Below are 17330 nucleotides of genomic sequence, written 5' to 3'. Positions count from 1 at the left end.
GCCGAGTGTTGTGAGAAACGCGTCAAAATCGTTCACGACACAAACGTTAAACCGCGCGCAACCCGAGATCCACCAAACATTGTCTACTTCAGTAGACATCGCCTAAACGAGCAGGTCACAAGAGGTGAAGAACGGGCAAAAACAGGGCGGGAGGCGTCGATAAGCATGCAAAAAGCGGCCCACGCGTAAAGCGCGAGCCGCGGAAACCGCCTCGGGTGAGGACTAATCCCTGAAGTAGGACAGCAGGCGGAGGATCTCGGTGTAGAGCCAGACCAAGGTCACTGCCAGGCCGAGTGCCACGCCCCATGCCAGCTTGGCGGGCGCACCGGAGCGGACGAGCTTGTCGGCGGTGTCGAAATCGGACAGGAAGCTCAGGGCACCGATCACAATGCAGACAAGAGAGAAGCCGATCGCGATCGGGCCACCGTCACGCAGCGGGGACATGCCGGTGAAGATGAACATCAACAGGTTGCCGAACGCCAGCACGACGACGGCGAAGAGGCAGCCAGTGAGGATACGCGTGAACTTCGGGGTGACGCGGATGGCGCCGGTCTTGTAGACGAAGAGCATGCCGCCGAAGATGCCGAAGGTACCCAGGATCGCCTGGAAGATGATGTTCGCGGCGAAACCGTCCTCGGTGAAGCCGGCAACGGCCATGGAAAAGCCGCCGACGAACAAGCCCTCGAACGCGGCGTAAATCAGGGTCACTGCCGCAGAGCCGTACTTCTTGCCGAATGCGTGGACCAAGACAGTGACGAAAGCGCCGATCGCACCGATGAAGGTCAGCGCCATCGTGATGACCGGGTTGACAAAACCCAGGCCGAAGTTGATCACTGCGAACGCGACGATCACGGCGAGGGTGATGCCGGTCTTGCTCACGATGTCGTCGACCGTGATGGGGCGCTCAGCAGGTGCGCCGTAGCCCTGCTGCTGGCCGTAGCCCTGCGGTTGGCCATATCCCTGCGGTTGGCCATATCCCTGCGGTTGGCCGTAGCCCTGCTGCTGGCCGTAGCCGAAGCCCGGTGCCTGGCCGTACGGGGACTGCTGCGGGTAGCCGGCCTGGGGCTGGGCGTACCCGGTGTTATTTTGGGCCTGCGGGAGGCGCGTCAGGACGGGGTTGTTGGATTTCACGCTTCTCGAGTTCCTTTCATCTTTCGCCGTGTGCGCGTGGTCGGTCACGGTGTTGTTCACGATCTCCATGCGCTGGTCGAATCGATCACCGATCATACTGTTCAACGCATCGTCTTGCTGTTTCGTTCCCGCGCGCGTCGAAATAGTATGAGGGCATGGGCATAAGGTGGGGTTTTCTCGGGCGCGCGGCGAAGCCGACGGGCGGGGATTATCTGCTCGCGCACTTAGAAGACATCGCAGGGCAACCGCCAGTTCAGGTCCACGGGGAGTTGACGTTCACGGACGAGATCGCGGTGCTCGTGTACCGGTTTGAGGAGCCGCTGCCGCATTATTTGTTCGTGACGTACGGGTTGTCGGGCACGCGTTCGTCGGCGCCCGTTGCGGGGACGCAAGGCGAGTTGACGCTGCGCACGCCGGCTGTCGCGGAGGAGCCGCCGGCGTGGCCCGTCGATAGGCTGCGGCGGCTTGCGCGTTACCGCCGCGCGTCGGACAACCCGATCGAGCCGGGCCACTACATGGATCTGCGCGCGCCGGTGTGCGAGGGTGCGTCGCTGACGGGCTTCATTTTCGTCGCGGATCCGATCGTTCCGCTGCTCAGCGCGCCGACGGGCCGGGTACGTTTCATCGACGCGGTGCCCGTCACCGCGGACGAGCTCGATGCGGCGCTGCGCTGGGACCCGCTGAAATTCGCAGGTTTGCTCGGCGAGCGGTTACCGCTCGGCATCGGTCCGCACGACCGCGCTTCATCGCTTATCGACGCCTCCTTTGCCCACCCCCTTTCCTCCCTCACTAAGAGGGACGGCTCTTCTATCGCGGCGGTGTCCTCGAGCTATTTCGCCGTCGACGCATCCGGGCGCATCGACCTGACCACCCACGCCGCAGTACATCTGCTCCGCGCAATGAAGTGGCGGCTGGGGTACGAACACCCCTTCGCCGTCGTCGGCGATGACGCGTGGGCACGGTTCGTTCCCGCTCACTCCCCCGCCGTCGCATTCGGCGACGATCCTGACTCCGGCCCCCACCTGACGGTCAGCGTTGACCGGACACTGCGCCACGAATTCCTGGCGGTCCTCGACAACGCCCCCGGCGTGTACCACCTCACGACTGCGCCGCTAACACTTCACGTCATTGACCCGGCGCGCTGAAAGAAATAGTGCCCCCACAGGGACTCGAACCCTGACTGAATCGATTTTAAGTCGACTGCCTCTGCCAATTGGGCTATAGGGGCGTAATGGTCAATGAGTGTACGTCACGGCCCCGCGCGTCCATATAATTGCTCCATCATGACGATTCGTTCTGCTTCCCTGTGGCCGCTCATCCTTTCGTGCGTGCTCGGCGGGCTGGGGCTGTTCCTTGCTCGGCAGGCGGGTGACGGCACGCCGGTTTTCTACGCGCTCACGGTGGTCACGGCCACGGTGTACGCGGCGGCATGGTGGATGTGGGGCGACCGCTCGGCGTTCACAGGCCCCGCGGGCGCGGATATTGCGCGCGGCGCCGGCATCGGCGCAGCCCTGGCCCTGGTGTTCATGGGCGGGGCGCTCGTCGTGCGCCGGATTCCGTTACTCGCCGGGCCTGTCGAGGAGCTGTTGAGTATGCCGCAGGCGGGCGGGTGGGTACCCACGCTCGCGGTGCTCGTGATCAACGGCATCGGCGAGGAGCTCGTCTACCGCGACGCGGTGCCGAAGCAACTTCGTGGACGGTTCTCAGAGCTCGGCGTAGGGATCGTGTCCACGCTGATCTACTGCGCTGTCACCATCGCCATGGGCGTGCCGCTGCTCGTTTTCGCGGCGGGCGTGCTCGGCGCGGTGTGCTTCTACGAGGCTTCGCGGAGCGGACGTCTCTACTCCCCCATCGCGGTGCACCTGACGTGGAGCACGGCAATGCTGCTCGTGATGCCCCTCATCATCACTCGCTGACGGAAAAGACGCGCTTTTTCGCAGGCTTATCGACGCCTGCTCCCCGTACGTCGATCTCCTCCACGTCGAACATCTCGCTCAAGAAGTCCGCGATCCACTGCAAAAGCTCCTCGTCGCGCAAGTTGGGCGCATTGAGCGCTTTTTTGGCTCCGCCTTCGCGCGGGAACGGGACCTGGACGGCCTTGGCGGCGGCGCGGTAATTGGATCCCGGGTAGAGGCGCTTGAGGCGCACCTGCTTGGAATCGGGCATGTCGACCGGGTGGAATTTCAGGCGGGTGCCCTGCATCGTGATGTCGGCGACGCCTGCGCGGCGGGCCTGGTGGCGCAGGCGAGCGACGGCGAAGAGACGCTGGACTTCCTCGGGCATCTCGCCGAAGCGGTCGACGAGCTCGTCGGAGACGTGGGCGAGTTCGGCGTCGTCGCGGGCGGCGGCGAGCTTGCGGTAGCTCTCCAGGCGGAGGCGCTCGGAATTGATGTAGGACTCGGGGATGTGAGCGTCGACAGGCAAGTCGATGCGGATCTCCTTGGGCCCCTGGTCGGTGGCGTCGACGACCTCGCCGGACATGAGCGCCTTGAAGGTCTCCACTGCCTCGCCGACGAGGCGGACGTACATGTCGAAGCCGACACCGGCGATGTGTCCGGACTGTTCGGCACCGAGGACATTGCCGGCGCCGCGCATCTCCAGGTCCTTCTGCGCGACGGCGATGCCCGCGCCGAGGTCGTTGTTCTGGGCGATGGTGGCCAGGCGGTCGTAGGAGGTCTCGGTGAGCACCTTGTCCTTGGGGTAGAGGAAGTAGGCGTAGCCGCGCTCGCGGGAACGTCCCACGCGACCGCGCAGCTGGTGCAGCTGGCTCAAGCCCATATTCTGGGCGTTCTCGACGATCAGGGTGTTCGCGTTGGCGATGTCCAGGCCGGTCTCCACGATGGTGGTGCAGACGAGGACGTCGAAGTCGCGGTTCCAGAAGCCCTGCACCGTCTGCTCGAGGAGCTGCTCCCCCATCTGGCCGTGGGCGACGACGATGCGCGCTTCAGGGACAAGGGTGCGCAGGTGGCGGGCAGTCTTCTCAATGTCGGAGACTTTGTTGTGGATGTAGAAGACTTGACCGTCGCGAAGCAGCTCGCGGCGGATGGAGGCAGCGACCTGCTTGTCTTCCTGCGGGCCCACGTAGGTGAGCACCGGGTGGCGGTCTTCCGGCGGAGTCGTGATCGATGTCATCTCGCGGATGCCGGTCAATGACATCTCGAGGGTGCGCGGGATCGGGGTGGCGGTCATGGTGAGGACGTCGACATGCGATTTGAGCGCCTTGATGTGCTCCTTGTGCTCGACACCGAAGCGCTGCTCCTCGTCCACAACAATGAGGCCCAGGTTCTTCCACTGCACACCTGTCTGGAGAAGACGGTGCGTGCCGACGACAATGTCCACCGATCCGTCGGCGAGACCCTTCATGATCTTCTTCGCGTCGGCTGCTGTGGTGAAGCGCGACAGTTCGCGGATATCCACACCGAAGCCGTCCATGCGCTGCGAGAACGTGGTGTAGTGCTGCTGCGCGAGCAGCGTCGTCGGCACGAGCACCGCGACTTGCTTGCCGTCCTGGACCGCCTTGAACGCGGCGCGGACAGCCACCTCGGTCTTGCCGAAGCCGACGTCGCCGACGATCACGCGGTCCATCGGCGTCGGCTTTTCCATGTCGGACTTCACTGCCTCAATGGCGGCCATCTGGTCTTCCGTCTCGACGAAGGGGAAGTTGTCCTCCATCTCGATCTGCCACGGCGAGTCCGCCGCGAAAGCGTGGCCGGGGGCGGACGCACGCTTGGCGTAGAGCTGCACGAGCTCGCCCGCGATCTCGCGAACTGCCGCGCGCGCCTTCTTCTTGGTGTTCTTCCAGTCGGAACCGCCCATCTTGGACAGGCTCGGCTGCTCACCGCCTGAGTATTTGCTCAGTAGGTCGAGCGATTCCATGGGCACCCACAGCTGGTCGGCGGGCTGGCCGCGCTTGGCGGGCTGATACTCGAGAACGATGTATTCGCGGCGGGAAGAATCCTCGCCGGTGCCGATCGTGCGCTCGGCCATTTTGACGAATCGTCCGATGCCGTGCGTGTCGTGCACCACGTAGTCGCCAGGCTTGAGCGCCAGCGGGTCGACGCGATTGCGGCGGCGCGGCGCACGGCGCTTGGCTCCTGCGATATCGCCTACGCGGTTGCCGGTCACGTCGGTCTCGGTGAACACGACCAAGCCCGGGCCTGGGAAGGTCAGACCGGCGTGCGACAAGGCCTGGTAGAGAGTGACCTGCCCGTCAACGGGCTCGAGCCCCGGGGTAGCCACGCGCGCGGAGATGCCGTTTTCGCGTAGGCGCTCCGCCATGCGATCCACGGTTCCCTTTGCCGGTGCTGCGAAGGCGGCGTGCCCTCCGTTCTGCAGGTGCATCTTCACCTGACCGTAGAGCGCTTCGATCTGCTTCGGGTCGCCCTTCGGTGCGGGTGCCGGCTCGAATTCGAGCGGCAGCGTCGCTGAATCATCTTCCCCGTCGGCGAACATGCCGGGCGGTGCGAACGTCCACCAGGCATTGCCCGCCTCGCGAGCGGAGACCTCGAGGGACTCAAACGAACGGTATGAACTCGCCGACACATCCAGGCCCTCCGCGGCGACAGGACCATCCGCGCCCATCGCGGCAGCTTCCCAGCCGGCCTCGAGGAATTCATGGTCGGTGGCCTGCAGGTCGGAGATACGGGTGCGGACCTTCTCCGGCGAGGTCACCAGCACCACAGATCCGGACGGCATGAGCTCCGGTAGCACGGCATACGACGATTCCGTCAGCGCCGGAATAAGCGCTTCCATGCCGTCGGCGTACGACCCGTCGGAAATGCGGGTGAGCAGCTCGACCAGGGTCCGGTTGCCGGGGTGGGCCTCGATGAGGGAGGCGGCGGCGGACTTAACGCTTTCGTCGATAAGCAATTGGCGCGCGGGATGAAGCTCGACGCGCGCGATATCGTCGATGGTGCGCTGGTCGGCGACGGCGAATGTGCGCAGGTCCGTGACCTCGTCGCCCCAGAACTCGATGCGGACGGGGTGCTCGGCCGTGGTCGGGAAGACGTCGATGATGCCGCCGCGCGTGGCGAATTCGCCGCGGCCCGAGACCATGTCCACGTGGTCGTACGCGAACGACGTGAGCGAAGCGGTGAGATCCTCGAAGTCGTACTCCTCGCCGTGCTCGACGACGATCGGCGAGACCGCAGGCAGCACCGGCTGGCACGTCGCGCGCGCGGACGCGACCACCACCGATGTTTCCGCAAGCTCGTGCAGCACCTGGTTGCGGCGGCCCACGATGTCCGCGGCGGGCGACAGACGCTCGTGCGGCAACGTCTCGTACGACGGCATCAACGCGACCTTCTCCGCCCCGAGCAACGCGCCGAGCTCCGCCGCGAGATCCTCCGCCTCGTGTCCTGTCGCCGTGACGAGCAGCACGGGCGTTTCGCGCGCGATCGTCGCCGCCGCCCACGGACGCACCTGGTCAATGCCCGTCACATGAAGCGACGGCTCCCCCACCCGCTTGCGCAGACCCTTCAGCTTCGGGTCGGTCATCGCCTGGGTGAGCACCCCGGCAAGCATCGGAACATTCTGCGGCTGGTCAGCCATCGAACCCCCTGGGTAGAACATAGTCCGGGCGATAAAAAAGCTTCCCCACCAGGACTCGAACCTAGAATGACGGTACCAAAAACCGTAGTGTTGCCAATTACACCATGGGGAAAGACGGTCAAAAGCTTACCGCATGGCTCGCGCGAACCGAATTCCCCTCCGTCTTCGTGTGCGCAAGGTGTGAGCCAGCTAGCCTAAACCTGTGACGAAGACTAACAAGATCCTCCTTGCAGTCCTCGCTGTGCTGCTTCTCATTGCGGCGGTCATCGGCGGCGCCATCGTCGCGCGCAGCGGCCTATTCGGCTCGAACGACGACATCGCCCAGCCGTACAACGAGACGCGCTATTCCGGCACGATCGAGAAAGCAGAAGGGCTTATCGACGCCGCCGACCCCGTCCCCGTCGTCTTAGTCGTCCGCTTCCACGACGGTGGCGAGACCGGCGAACTGACCTCCCCCACCTTGAAGCGCCACTCCACCCTGACGCGGACCGACGACTACACCTACCGTGAGGACATCGTTCACGGCGAGGATGTCGACGCTGGCGACAGCGGCATCGAATGGACCTTCGAGCCTGGCGAGAACGACACCATGGACGTCTCCTACACCACCTCCGACGGCGCCACTGCCTCCGCCGAGCTCCCCCAGACCGACCCGGAGGAGACCTCCGGCGAGGTCGGCATCAACCCCGAGATCGCCGGCGCCGAGCCTGACGGGATTGAATTCCCTGACCCGTCCGCGCGCAGTACCGGGACCATCGAGTTGGTTCACGCCGACGACCCGGAGCTGAATATTTCCCACGATGTCATCTTCCGCATCTCTCACGACGCCACGATCCACACCGTGACCTATCCCGGACGCGGCTGCTACGGCACTGTCGATAGCACCGATCCAAATATCCGAGTAGAAAACATCACCGTCGGCGACTGCGAAAGCGGCGGAACCTGGCACTTCATCTCAGGCGATATGGGTGGCGGCACCGCCGAATACACCTCCCCCGACGGAAAACTCACCGGCTCTTTGAACTTCCGCCACAGCGAGTGGGAGACCATCGACGGCGAGATCGGCATCGCTCGCTCCGGGCCGGTCTTGGACTTCTATCGCTCCTTCACTGGCGGCGACGGTGACACCGCGACCGAGGCGAAAGGCTCCTGCGACCCGTCCGAGTTTGCCGACCTCGTCGAAGGATGGGAAGCCGAAACCACGACGGTCGTTTACTGCGACGGGACCTGGGCCGTAGCGGGTGTCTCGGGCTCGGATGTCATCGGCGATTTCCACTTCGTTGACGGAAAATGGGAAGTGCTGGAAAAGGATGGACGGACGAGTGAGACCCGCCATCAGTGCCACGATCCAGATAAGCTCCGCGACATGGACGCCCCCAAAGAATTCATCGACAAATTGATCGTTTGCGAGTGATTATGACAACACGTAACAAGGCCCTCCTGACCATCCTCATCATCCTGCTGCTCATCCTGGGCACCCTGGTGGCACTCGTCGTGTTCGCGGCGCGCGGCCAGGATGCCGACGACTCGCCCAAGGCAAAAGAAGAGACAGCCGCGACCCAAGAACAGCAAGAAGAAGTAAAGAGCGACAACGAGCAGGCCGACAAGGAAGACAAGTCCGACGAGAAGGACGACGATAAAGGCAAGGAAGACAAAGACGAAAAGGACGAGGGCGATTCGTCCGACGACCCGACCGAAGTCCCGGATGAGTTCATCGGCAACTACGAAGGCATGATCAAATGGCCGCCCGGCGCGGACGGGGAGAATACGAAGATCGGCGTGACGTTCACGGAGAACAGCACCACGCTCACCACGGGTCGGGACAGCAGGGCGCTGCGGGTCGACGTGGACAAGAAGCAGACGAATAAGAAGCGGATTTACTCCGAAGCGCCGATCCTCGAGCACGGGGTCAAGAATGTCACGTGGACATTCATCCCCGCGGACGACGGCATGGATGTCAGCTACACCGTGCAGGGTGCCAGCCGCACTGATGCCCACCTGACCTCGACCGACTAGAAAGACCTCATTTCCCCCGTGTCACGCACCAACAAAATTCTGTTTGCCGTTTTGGCTGTTCTGCTTTTGATTCTCGCGGTGATTGGTGGTGTGATCGCGAAGCGCAGCGGCCTATTCGGCTCGAGCGACGACATCGCTCAGCCGTTCAACGAGTCGCGTTTCAGCGGCACCATCGACAAAGCAGATGGGCTTATCGACGATGCCGTCCCCGTCGTCTTAGTCGTCCGCTTCCACGACGGCGGCGAGACCGGCGAGCTGACCTCCCCCACCTTGAAGCGTCACTCAAAGCTCACCCGGACCGGCGACAACACCTACAGCGAAGAAATCGTCCACGGCGACGGCGACAACGGCACCAAATGGACTTTCAAGCCGAAGGGCGACGAGGACGCCATGGAGGTTTCCTACACCACCCCCGACGGCGCCACCTCTTCCGCGGAGCTGCCTCAGACTCCGATGGAGAATAATGCCGGCGAGGTCGGCTTGAACCCGAACGCCCCCGACGCCGGCCCCGACGGCATCGAATTCCCTGACGACGGCGTCCGCGAGCTCGCCACCATCGAATGGACCGATAAGGACGACTCGGGGAACACGCGCACCGAGAAGGCCATCTTCCGCGGCTCCCGCGAGGCCAACGTGTTCACCGTGACCTACCCGGAGCGTGGCTGCTACGGCGTGCTCGAGCACGTCGACAACGTGACTAAGACAGAGAAGATCACCGTCGGTGACTGCGAAAGCGGCGGCACGTGGCACTTCACCGGAGGCGACGAGAAGAAGGGCGAGGCGGAATTCACCTCCGCCGACGAGACGCTCACCGGCAAGCTCACCTACACCGCAACAGAGTGGGACGACATCGAAGGCGAGATCGGCCTGACCCGTTCCGGCCCGGCACTGGACTTCTACCGCGAGTTCACCGACGGGGCGTACGGCGCCGACGCGGACGATGACAAGGAAGACACCCAAGCCAAGGGATCGTGCGAGCCGGAAGCCTTCGACGAGGTCGTTGACGGTTGGCCTACGCCTTTCGAGACAATCGTCTCCTTCTGCGACGGCGAGTGGGCGAAAGCCGCAGCGGGTGGCACCGACGACACCCGCGGCTTCCACTTCATCGACGGCACGTGGACTTCTATCAAGTACGACGGCACCCAAGAGATCAGCGGCTATCCCTGCTACGACCACGACAGACTGCGCAAAGAAGGCGCCCCTGATGAACTCCTCGACCACATGTCGGAGTGCACATAGCCTTCGAATAACTGGGGAAAAGAAAAGCCCAGCTCCCCGAGGAGCTGGGCTTGAAACGAGTGCTAGTCGAGCAGGTCCAGGTTGGTGTTGCGGCGCAGACGGAGACGAATGTTGTCACCTTCCGGAAGGTCGATCCAGATATCGTCTTCGTCGTCGCTGAAGCGCTCCTGGCGGTTCAGGCGGCCGGTGTATTCCTTGTCGTCGTGGGTGAAGCGGATGTTTTTGCCGGTGTAGTCTTCTTCGAAGGTAGCCATGCGGCCAGAATAAACTAGTTTTGGTGGCGGTGCGCTGCGAAGACTCTAGTGCTCGTGCTTCCCGAGCGCGGGCTGCTGCCCCGGTTCGACGATGACATATTGGCCCATCATTCCCTGGTCCTCGTGGTAGAGCATGTGGCAGTGGTACATGTACGCCAGGCTCGGGTCCGGGTAGTGCCCGAATTCAACGAGCAGGGTCACAGTCGACATCGGCGGCACATAAATCGTGTCGTGCCAGCCGGCGGTGAACGCCACGTCGCCACCCTCGACGGATTCGACCATGAACCGCGCGTTGTGGATGTGGAAATTGTGCGGCCAGTCGGCGTTCTCGTTGGTCACCCGCCAGATTTCGGGGCCGTCGTGGTCGATGACGATGTCGACACGCTCCATATCCATCGTCTGTCCGTTGATCTCGAATCCGCTCAGCGCGAACTCACGCTCGACAGCACCAGAGGCATCAGGCTTATCGACGCCCACCAGCTCCCCCGGCACCTCCCCCACCTGCGGGGCATTGTCTTCTGGCCCGGTGATCCTCAGCAGGTCGAAGGTGTCGCGGAGACCGAATCCGTTGGCGGCATCTTCTTTGGGTAGGCCGCCGCCGTCGGGGACGCCGTCGCTGCGCAGCATGAGCTCCTCGCCGGGCTCGAGGTCAACGAGGATCTCGGCACGCTCGCCGGGGCTGAGCAGAATGCCGTCGACTTCGACCGGTTTGTCCAGCAAGCCTTGGTCGGTGGCGATGACGTGGAAGGGCTTTCCCACGACAAGGTGGTGGAAGCGCATCGTCGTGCCGTTGACGAGGCGCAGGCGCACCCGGCGCGTGGTCGCCGTGAACTGAGGCTTGGTGATGCCATTGATCACCGGCGTGTCCCCCAGTAACCCGTAGTCGGGGTCGAAGGTCTCGTCGAGGCTGCCGCTTTGACGGAATTTCGCGTCGGTGATGATGACGGGAATGTCGTCGACACCGTATTCACGGGGCAAGTCGAGCGCGTCAGATTCATCGTCAGCGACGACAATGCCGCCAGCGAGACCGCGGTAGGCATGCAAGCCGGAGACATTATGCGGGTGCGGGTGGTACCAGCACGTCGCAGCTGGTTGATCCACGTCCCACGACGGCTCCCAGCTCTCGCCGGGGTCGAACATGAGCGCAGGCCCACCGTCGGCAGCCGCGGGCAGGTGGAGTCCGTGCCAGTGGACGACAGTGGGCTCGGTGACGTCGTTACGCACTGTCATTTCAATGTGCTCGCCGCGACGCATGTACAGCGTCGGGCCGAGCCACGCCCCGTTGAAGCCCCACGTGTCGGTCGTTGTGCCGGGGAGGATCTCCGCCTGGCCAGTCTGCGCGGTGAGCTCGAATTTACGCGTGTGTCCATCGAGCTCACCTTCGTAGAGCTCCGGAATAGGAAGGTCGCGGTAGTCTTCTTTCGCGCCCTCCGGAGTCGTCTGCCGGAAGCGGACTCCGCCCGGTCCCGCGCACGCGGCAGCTGTCGCCGCGGTGGCGAGAAGCATGCCTTTGAAGAAGGTCCGTCGTCCAAATTCCCTTTGCACTCTAGTTCTCCGTTTCTAACTCTCGGTGCGCAAATTCGGCTGCTGACCCGGTTCGACAATGACGTATTGGCCCATCATTCCGTGGTCCTCGTGGTTGAGCATGTGGCAGTGGTACATGTACGCCAGGCTCGGGTCCGGGTAGTAGCCCATCTCCACCAGCAACGTGACGGTCGCTCCAGGAGGCACGTCGATCGTGTCGTGCCAACCAGCCGTGAAGTCGATGGTGCCGCCCTCGACTTCTTGCACGAGGAACCTCGCGTTGTGGATATGGAAGTTGTGCAGCTTGTCGGGGTTTTCGTTGGTGACTCGCCAGATCTCCGGGCCGCGGTGATCCACGACCTCGTCGACGCGGGACATGTCCATCTTCTTGCCGTTGATTTCCATGTCTTTCAGGCGGAACTCGCGGGTTTTCGTGGCAGGCTCCGGTTCTGCGAATTCAACGAGGGTATCTGGAAGGTCCGGGTAAGCCGGGGCTTCCTCCGGCGGCGCGGCGATCTGGAGGACATCGAAGGTGTCGGTAACTCCGAATGTGTCTGCGGTGTCCTCATCCGGTAGGCCCGCGTAGTTCGGCAGTTCTCCGCTGCGCAGCACTAGGTCCGTGCCTGGTTGCAGATCCACGACGATCTCCACGCGCTCGCCGGAGGTCAGCGTGATCGACTCAGCTGTGACCGGGGAATCGAGCAGGCCCTGGTCGGTCGCCACGATCGTGAAGGGAACGCCCAGGGACAGGTGCAAAAAGCGCATCGTCGAACCGTTCAGAATGCGCAAGCGCAACCGGCGGGTGGTCGGTTCAAAGCGGGGGTTGGTGATCCCGTTGACGATCAGGGTGTCACCGAGCCAACCGTTGTCAGCATCGAATTGACCGTCGTCGTCGAAATTGGCGTCCCTGATGATCAGGGGGATGTCGTCCACCCCGTACTCGTGGGGCAGGCCGGGGATGGACGAGGCGGCATCGTCGTCAAGCACGATGCACCCGACGAGCCCGCGGTAGGCGTGAATGGCGGACTTGCCGTGCGGATGCGGGTGGTACCAGCATGTCGACTCTGGCTGCTCGACGGTCCACGACGGCGACCACGACTTACCGGGGTCGAACATGAGCGCTGGCCCACCGTCGGCGGTGACAGGCAGATGCAGACCGTGCCAGTGGAGAACAGTGGCTTCGGGCAGCTCGTTGCGCACCGTCATGTCGATTTTCTCGCCGCGGCGCATGTACAGCGTCGGGCCGAGGAACGGGCCGTTGACACCCCACGTCTTCGTCGTGGTGCCCGGCAGGATCTCGTACTCGCCCTCCTGGGCTGTCAGCTCGAAGCTGCGCACATTGCCCTTGAGCGTTCCTTCGTACAGCGGCGGAATCGGCAACGGTCGTGTCGAATCTTTCGTACCACTCATTGGCTTCACTGCCTTCCCAGTTCGCTGGTGTACTGATTCGACCCTACTATCCGAGTTATGTCTTCCCCCATGCCGCATGAAGAGCACAACGCGCGCCGGTTCATATGGTCGAACGGCCTGCAAAATATCGGCGACCAGGTCGTTGCGCCGAAGACCGTGCTGCCGTGGTTGTTCACCGCCGCGGGCGTTCCCGCTGCCTTCACATCGTTTCTGGTTCCGATCCGCGAGTCCGGCTCGATGCTCCCCCAATTCGCGCTCAGTCCGTGGGTGACATCGGCTGCCTCCCGCAAGAAAGTGTGGTTGATCGGTTCGTGGGGACAGTTCATCGCGGCGGCGCTCATCGCGGTGGCGGCCATGTTCTTGAATGGTGCCGCACTCGGTATCGCCGTGCTGGTTCTCCTCGGGATCCAGGCGACCTTCCGCGCGATCTGTTCGATCGCCGTCAAGGATGTGCAGGGACGCACGATCTCGAAGGGGCATCGCGGCGATATCACCGGGCGCGCAACCGCGCTCGGCGGCGGATTCACCCTGGCGGTCGGTTTGGCTCTGACATTCCTGCCGAACGACCTCCCGCGCTGGATCCTCGTGCTGCTGCTCGGTGTCGGTGCGTCCACGTGGGCATTCGCCTCGCTGGTCTTCACCGGAATCAAAGAACCGGAATCCGATCCGGACGACAACGCTGCCAGCCATGGCTTCAACGAAATGTGGTCGCTGGTCACCGGAGATAAGGATCTGCAGAAATTCCTCGTGGTGCGCTCGCTGATGCTCGTCACGGCATTGTCGACGCCGTTCATCGTCGTGCTCGCCCAAGAACAGGGCTCGGACCTGACCGGCCTGGGCGCGTTCATCATCGCCTCCGGCGGCGCGGCATTGCTCGGTGGTCGTGTCTCCGGAAAATGGTCGGATAGATCCTCCAAGAACGCGATGGGCTGGGCGGCCGGCGCGGCCTCCACGGTGCTGGTTCTGCTGGTGCTCAGCGCACGTTACGCGCCGGCCGATATCAACGCGTGGGTCATGCCCGCCGGCTTCTTTTTGGTCAACCTCGCCCACACGACGGTGCGCGTGAGCCGCAAGACCTACCTGGTGGACATGGCCACCGGCGATAACCGCACACTGATCACCGGTGTCTCCAACACAGTCATGGGCATCGTCTTGCTGGTCGTGGGCGCGGTGTCTTCCGTCGTGGCCAGCTTTGGCACGCAAGCTGCCCTGATATTTCTCGCAGTCATCGGCTATATCGGCGTCGTCGGAGCGTGGAATCTGCGTGATGTCTCTGCCGGAGCGGACTAGGCGTTAAGCTGGTCCACGAAAAATCCCGGAATCTTTAAGGAGAACCCAAGCGTGGCAACCCAGTCCGAGTGCGCCGTCGTCGTCCTAGCCGCCGGCGCCGGAACCCGCATGAAGTCGACGACGCAAAAGACCCTCCACGAAATCGGCGGGCGCAGTCTTCTGTCCCACTCGCTGCATGCGGCGGCGGGACTCACGCCTGCCCACCTCGTCGCAGTCGTCGGGCACCAGCGCGACCAGGTCTCCCCGGCTGTCGACGCGATCGCCGAGGACATTCAGATCTCCATCCTCCAGGCCGTCCAGGAAGAGCAAAACGGCACCGGCCACGCGGTGCAGATCGGCCTGGGCGCCATCCCGGATTTCGACGGCACAGTCGTGGTCACCAACGGCGACGTGCCGCTGCTGCAGACGGAGACGCTGGAGGCGCTCGTCGATAAGCATGAAAGCGCGAAAGCTGCTGTGACCGTGCTGTCCCTCGAATTCGATGACCCGACGGGCTACGGGCGCATCATCCGCGACTTTGATGGCAACGTGCGCGAAATCGTCGAGGAGAAAGACGCCGACGACGAACAGCGCGCCGTCACCGAGGTCAACTCCGGCGTGTTCGCATTCGACGGCGCTGTACTCCGCGAGGCGCTGACTCGCATCAACTCCGATAATGCGCAGGGCGAGCTGTACATCACCGACGTGCTCGGCATCGCGGTGAGCGACGGCCGCACCGTCACCGCCTTCACCGCCCCCGACGCACGCGAGCTCGCCGGCGTCAACGACCGCGTCCAGCTCGCCGCCGCCGGCAAAGAGCTCAACCGACGCCTCGTCGAGCGCGCCATGCGCGGCGGCGCCACCGTCGTCGACCCGGACACCACCTGGATCGGCGTCGATGTGGAGATCGGCAAGGACGTGATCATCCACCCGAATACTCAGCTGTGGGGCTCCACCGTCATCGGCGACGGCGCCGTCATCGGCCCCGACACCACCCTGACTGATTTCGAGGTCGGCGAACGCGCCTCCGTCGTGCGCACCCACGGCGAGCTCGGCGTCGTCGGCGCGGAAGCCACCGTCGGCCCGTTCACCTACATCCGCCCGGGCACGAAGCTCGGCGCCCGCGGCAAGCTCGGCGGCTTCGTGGAGGCGAAGAACGCCCAGATCGGCGACGGCTCCAAGGTCCCCCACCTGACCTACATCGGCGACGCCACCGTCGGCTGCGAATCCAATATCGGCGCGTCCAGCGTCTTCGTGAACTACGACGGCGTGAACAAGCACCACACCACCATCGGCGACCACTGCCGTACCGGCTCAGACACCATGTTCGTCGCTCCCGTCACCGTCGGCGATGGGGCGTACACCGGCGCGGGTACAGTGGTCACTAAAGATGTGCCCGCAGGCGCCCTTGCTGTCAAGGAGGGACACCAGCGCAACATCGAAGGCTGGGTGGAAAAGAACCGCCCCGGCACGGACGCGGCCGATGCTGCCCAGCGCGCACGCGAGAGTGAACTGAAAGGTGACACCACCAATGACCGGTAAGAAAGTCGAAAGCCACAAGGACCTCAAGGTCTTCACCGGCCGCGCCCACCCGGACCTGGCCGAGAAGGTCGCCGAGGAGCTGGGCATCGACCTCGTGCCCACCACCGCACGCGACTTCGCCAACGGCGAGATCTTCATCCGCTTCGACGAGTCCGTCCGCGGCGCCGACTGCTTCGTCATGCAGTCCCACACACAGCCGCTGAACAAGTGGCTGATGGAGCAGCTCATCATGATCGACGCGCTCAAGCGCGGCTCCGCCAAGCGCATCACCGCGATCCTGCCGTTCTACCCGTACGCGCGCCAGGACAAGAAGCACCGCGGCCGCGAGCCGATTTCTGCGCGCCTCGTCGCGGACCTGCTCACTGCCGCTGGCGCGGACCGCATCGTCTCCGTCGACCTGCACACGGACCAGATCCAGGGCTTCTTCGACGGCCCGGTCGACCACATGCACGCGATGCCGATCCTGACGGACTACATCAAGTCCAAGTACTCGCTGGACAACCTCGTCGTGGTCTCCCCCGACGCCGGCCGTGTGAAGACGGCGGAGAAGTGGGCCAACACGCTCGGCGACGCACCGATGGCCTTCGTGCACAAGACCCGCGACATCGACGCGGCCAACAAGGTCGTCTCCAACCGCGTCGTCGGCGACGTGGAGGGCAAGGACTGTGTGCTGCTCGACGACATGATCGACACCGGCGGCACCATCGCCGGCGCTGTGGGTGTGCTCAAGGACGCCGGCGCCCGCTCGGTGGTCATCGCCACCACCCACGGCGTCTTCTCCGATCCGGCGCGCGAGCGCCTGTCCAGCTGCGGCGCTGAAGAGGTCATCACCACTGACACCCTCCCGCAGTCCACGGAGGGCTGGAGCAACCTCACCGTTCTCTCGATCGCGCCCCTTTTGGCGCGCACGATCCACGAGATCTTTGAAAACGGCTCGGTGACCACCCTCTTCGAGGGCCAGGCCTAGCCCTTTTTCCAGATACCTATTTCAGGAAACCTATTCACCACGTCACGTCACGGGACTGTCAGTGGGTGAATGCGCCACCTCGATCGAGAGGTGGTTGTGTCATGGCTGGTTGGGTGTCGAAGGAGATTCGTAAGGCAGCGGTTGCTCGTGTCGCTGCCGGGGAGTCGCCGTACGCGGTGGCTGAGGATATCGGGGTGTCGTTTACCACCGTCTACGACTGGATGAACAAAGTCGGGGTGGTAGGTCCGCAGGTGGCTGCACGAAGGGATCGGCAGGAGCAGCTTCATCAAGCTGCCGGGTTGGTCCAGCAGGGTTCAACGGTGTCAGCGGCTGCACGGACCGTGGGTTTACCGGTAGGAACAGTAAGAAATTGGCTGGTCAAACAAGGCGTGCACACCCCGGCTCCTGCTCCACCGCGAAAGATAGTC

14 protein-coding genes and 1 tRNA gene are annotated in these 17330 nt (G+C 63.7%); 9 read left to right on the top strand and 6 right to left on the bottom strand.

Annotation, left to right across the window (positions count from 1 at the left end):
* Nucleotides 1-222 precede the first annotated feature (222 nt).
* Nucleotides 223-1131, bottom strand: a complete 909-nt coding sequence (locus M3G19_RS11375; protein WP_259902737.1) for a Bax inhibitor-1/YccA family protein — start codon at nucleotides 1129-1131, stop codon at nucleotides 223-225.
* A 155-nt stretch (nucleotides 1132-1286) separates the two neighbouring features.
* On the opposite strand from M3G19_RS11375, the gene M3G19_RS11370 reads away from it, so the two are divergent.
* On the top strand, nucleotides 1287-2276 hold the full coding sequence (locus M3G19_RS11370; RefSeq protein ID WP_259902735.1) for a suppressor of fused domain protein: 990 nt from the start codon (nucleotides 1287-1289) through the stop codon (nucleotides 2274-2276).
* A gap of 9 nt (nucleotides 2277-2285) precedes the next feature.
* Here the strand turns inward: M3G19_RS11370 and M3G19_RS11365 are convergent.
* Nucleotides 2286-2359, bottom strand: a tRNA-Leu gene (locus tag M3G19_RS11365).
* A gap of 55 nt (nucleotides 2360-2414) precedes the next feature.
* On the opposite strand from M3G19_RS11365, the gene M3G19_RS11360 reads away from it, so the two are divergent.
* Entirely contained in the window at nucleotides 2415-3047 is a 633-nt protein-coding gene (locus M3G19_RS11360; RefSeq protein ID WP_259902734.1) for a CPBP family intramembrane glutamic endopeptidase, read from the top strand.
* On the opposite strand, the gene mfd is transcribed toward M3G19_RS11360, so the two are convergent.
* On the bottom strand, nucleotides 3037-6654 hold the full coding sequence (gene mfd, locus M3G19_RS11355) for a transcription-repair coupling factor (RefSeq protein ID WP_259902736.1): 3618 nt from the start codon (nucleotides 6652-6654) through the stop codon (nucleotides 3037-3039). The genes M3G19_RS11360 and mfd overlap by 11 nt on opposite strands.
* Before the next feature lie 229 nt (nucleotides 6655-6883).
* Between mfd and M3G19_RS11350 the strand changes: the two genes are divergently transcribed.
* The 3 genes from M3G19_RS11350 to M3G19_RS11340 are packed head-to-tail and all read left to right on the top strand — an operon-like array spanning nucleotide 6884 to nucleotide 9936.
* Nucleotides 6884-8095, top strand: coding sequence for a hypothetical protein (locus tag M3G19_RS11350; protein ID WP_259902733.1), 1212 nt, complete (start codon nucleotides 6884-6886; stop codon nucleotides 8093-8095).
* A gap of 2 nt (nucleotides 8096-8097) precedes the next feature.
* Nucleotides 8098-8697: a hypothetical protein gene (locus M3G19_RS11345; RefSeq protein WP_259902732.1), complete on the top strand. Its 600-nt coding sequence runs from the start codon at nucleotides 8098-8100 to the stop codon at nucleotides 8695-8697.
* 18 nt (nucleotides 8698-8715) lie between these two features.
* Nucleotides 8716-9936: a hypothetical protein gene (locus M3G19_RS11340; protein WP_259902731.1), complete on the top strand. Its 1221-nt coding sequence runs from the start codon at nucleotides 8716-8718 to the stop codon at nucleotides 9934-9936.
* A gap of 62 nt (nucleotides 9937-9998) precedes the next feature.
* On the opposite strand, the gene M3G19_RS11335 is transcribed toward M3G19_RS11340, so the two are convergent.
* From M3G19_RS11335 to M3G19_RS11325, 3 genes are read right to left on the bottom strand one after another with little or no spacing between them, the layout of a single operon-like run.
* Complete coding sequence (locus M3G19_RS11335) at nucleotides 9999-10190, bottom strand: hypothetical protein (protein WP_210573100.1); 192 nt, start codon at nucleotides 10188-10190, stop codon at nucleotides 9999-10001.
* 45 nt (nucleotides 10191-10235) lie between these two features.
* Nucleotides 10236-11696: a multicopper oxidase family protein gene (locus M3G19_RS11330; RefSeq protein ID WP_259902730.1), complete on the bottom strand. Its 1461-nt coding sequence runs from the start codon at nucleotides 11694-11696 to the stop codon at nucleotides 10236-10238.
* A gap of 54 nt (nucleotides 11697-11750) precedes the next feature.
* The gene (locus M3G19_RS11325) at nucleotides 11751-13124 is read right to left on the bottom strand and encodes a multicopper oxidase family protein (RefSeq protein WP_246874936.1); all 1374 of its coding nucleotides are present in this window, start codon (nucleotides 13122-13124) and stop codon (nucleotides 11751-11753) included.
* A 57-nt stretch (nucleotides 13125-13181) separates the two neighbouring features.
* Between M3G19_RS11325 and M3G19_RS11320 the strand changes: the two genes are divergently transcribed.
* From M3G19_RS11320 to M3G19_RS11305, 4 genes are all read left to right on the top strand, one after another.
* A complete protein-coding gene (locus M3G19_RS11320; RefSeq protein ID WP_259902729.1) occupies nucleotides 13182-14414 on the top strand; it encodes an MFS transporter in 1233 nt (410 codons plus the stop codon).
* Nucleotides 14415-14465: 51 nt separating this feature from the next.
* Nucleotides 14466-15935, top strand: coding sequence for a bifunctional UDP-N-acetylglucosamine diphosphorylase/glucosamine-1-phosphate N-acetyltransferase GlmU (gene glmU / locus M3G19_RS11315; protein WP_259902728.1), 1470 nt, complete (start codon nucleotides 14466-14468; stop codon nucleotides 15933-15935).
* A complete protein-coding gene (locus M3G19_RS11310; protein ID WP_259902727.1) occupies nucleotides 15925-16902 on the top strand; it encodes a ribose-phosphate diphosphokinase in 978 nt (325 codons plus the stop codon). Before glmU ends, M3G19_RS11310 begins: the two co-directional genes overlap by 11 nt.
* A gap of 101 nt (nucleotides 16903-17003) precedes the next feature.
* Nucleotides 17004-17330: helix-turn-helix domain-containing protein (locus tag M3G19_RS11305; protein ID WP_259902726.1), on the top strand; the 327-nt coding region annotated here is incomplete at its 3' end.

Origin of the sequence: Corynebacterium sp. p3-SID1194 (assembly GCF_025144155.1) — a bacterium.
Lineage (GTDB): Bacteria > Actinomycetota > Actinomycetes > Mycobacteriales > Mycobacteriaceae > Corynebacterium.
Note: the sequence above shows the minus strand (reverse complement) of the source record. Positions and strands in the feature narration are given on the sequence as shown.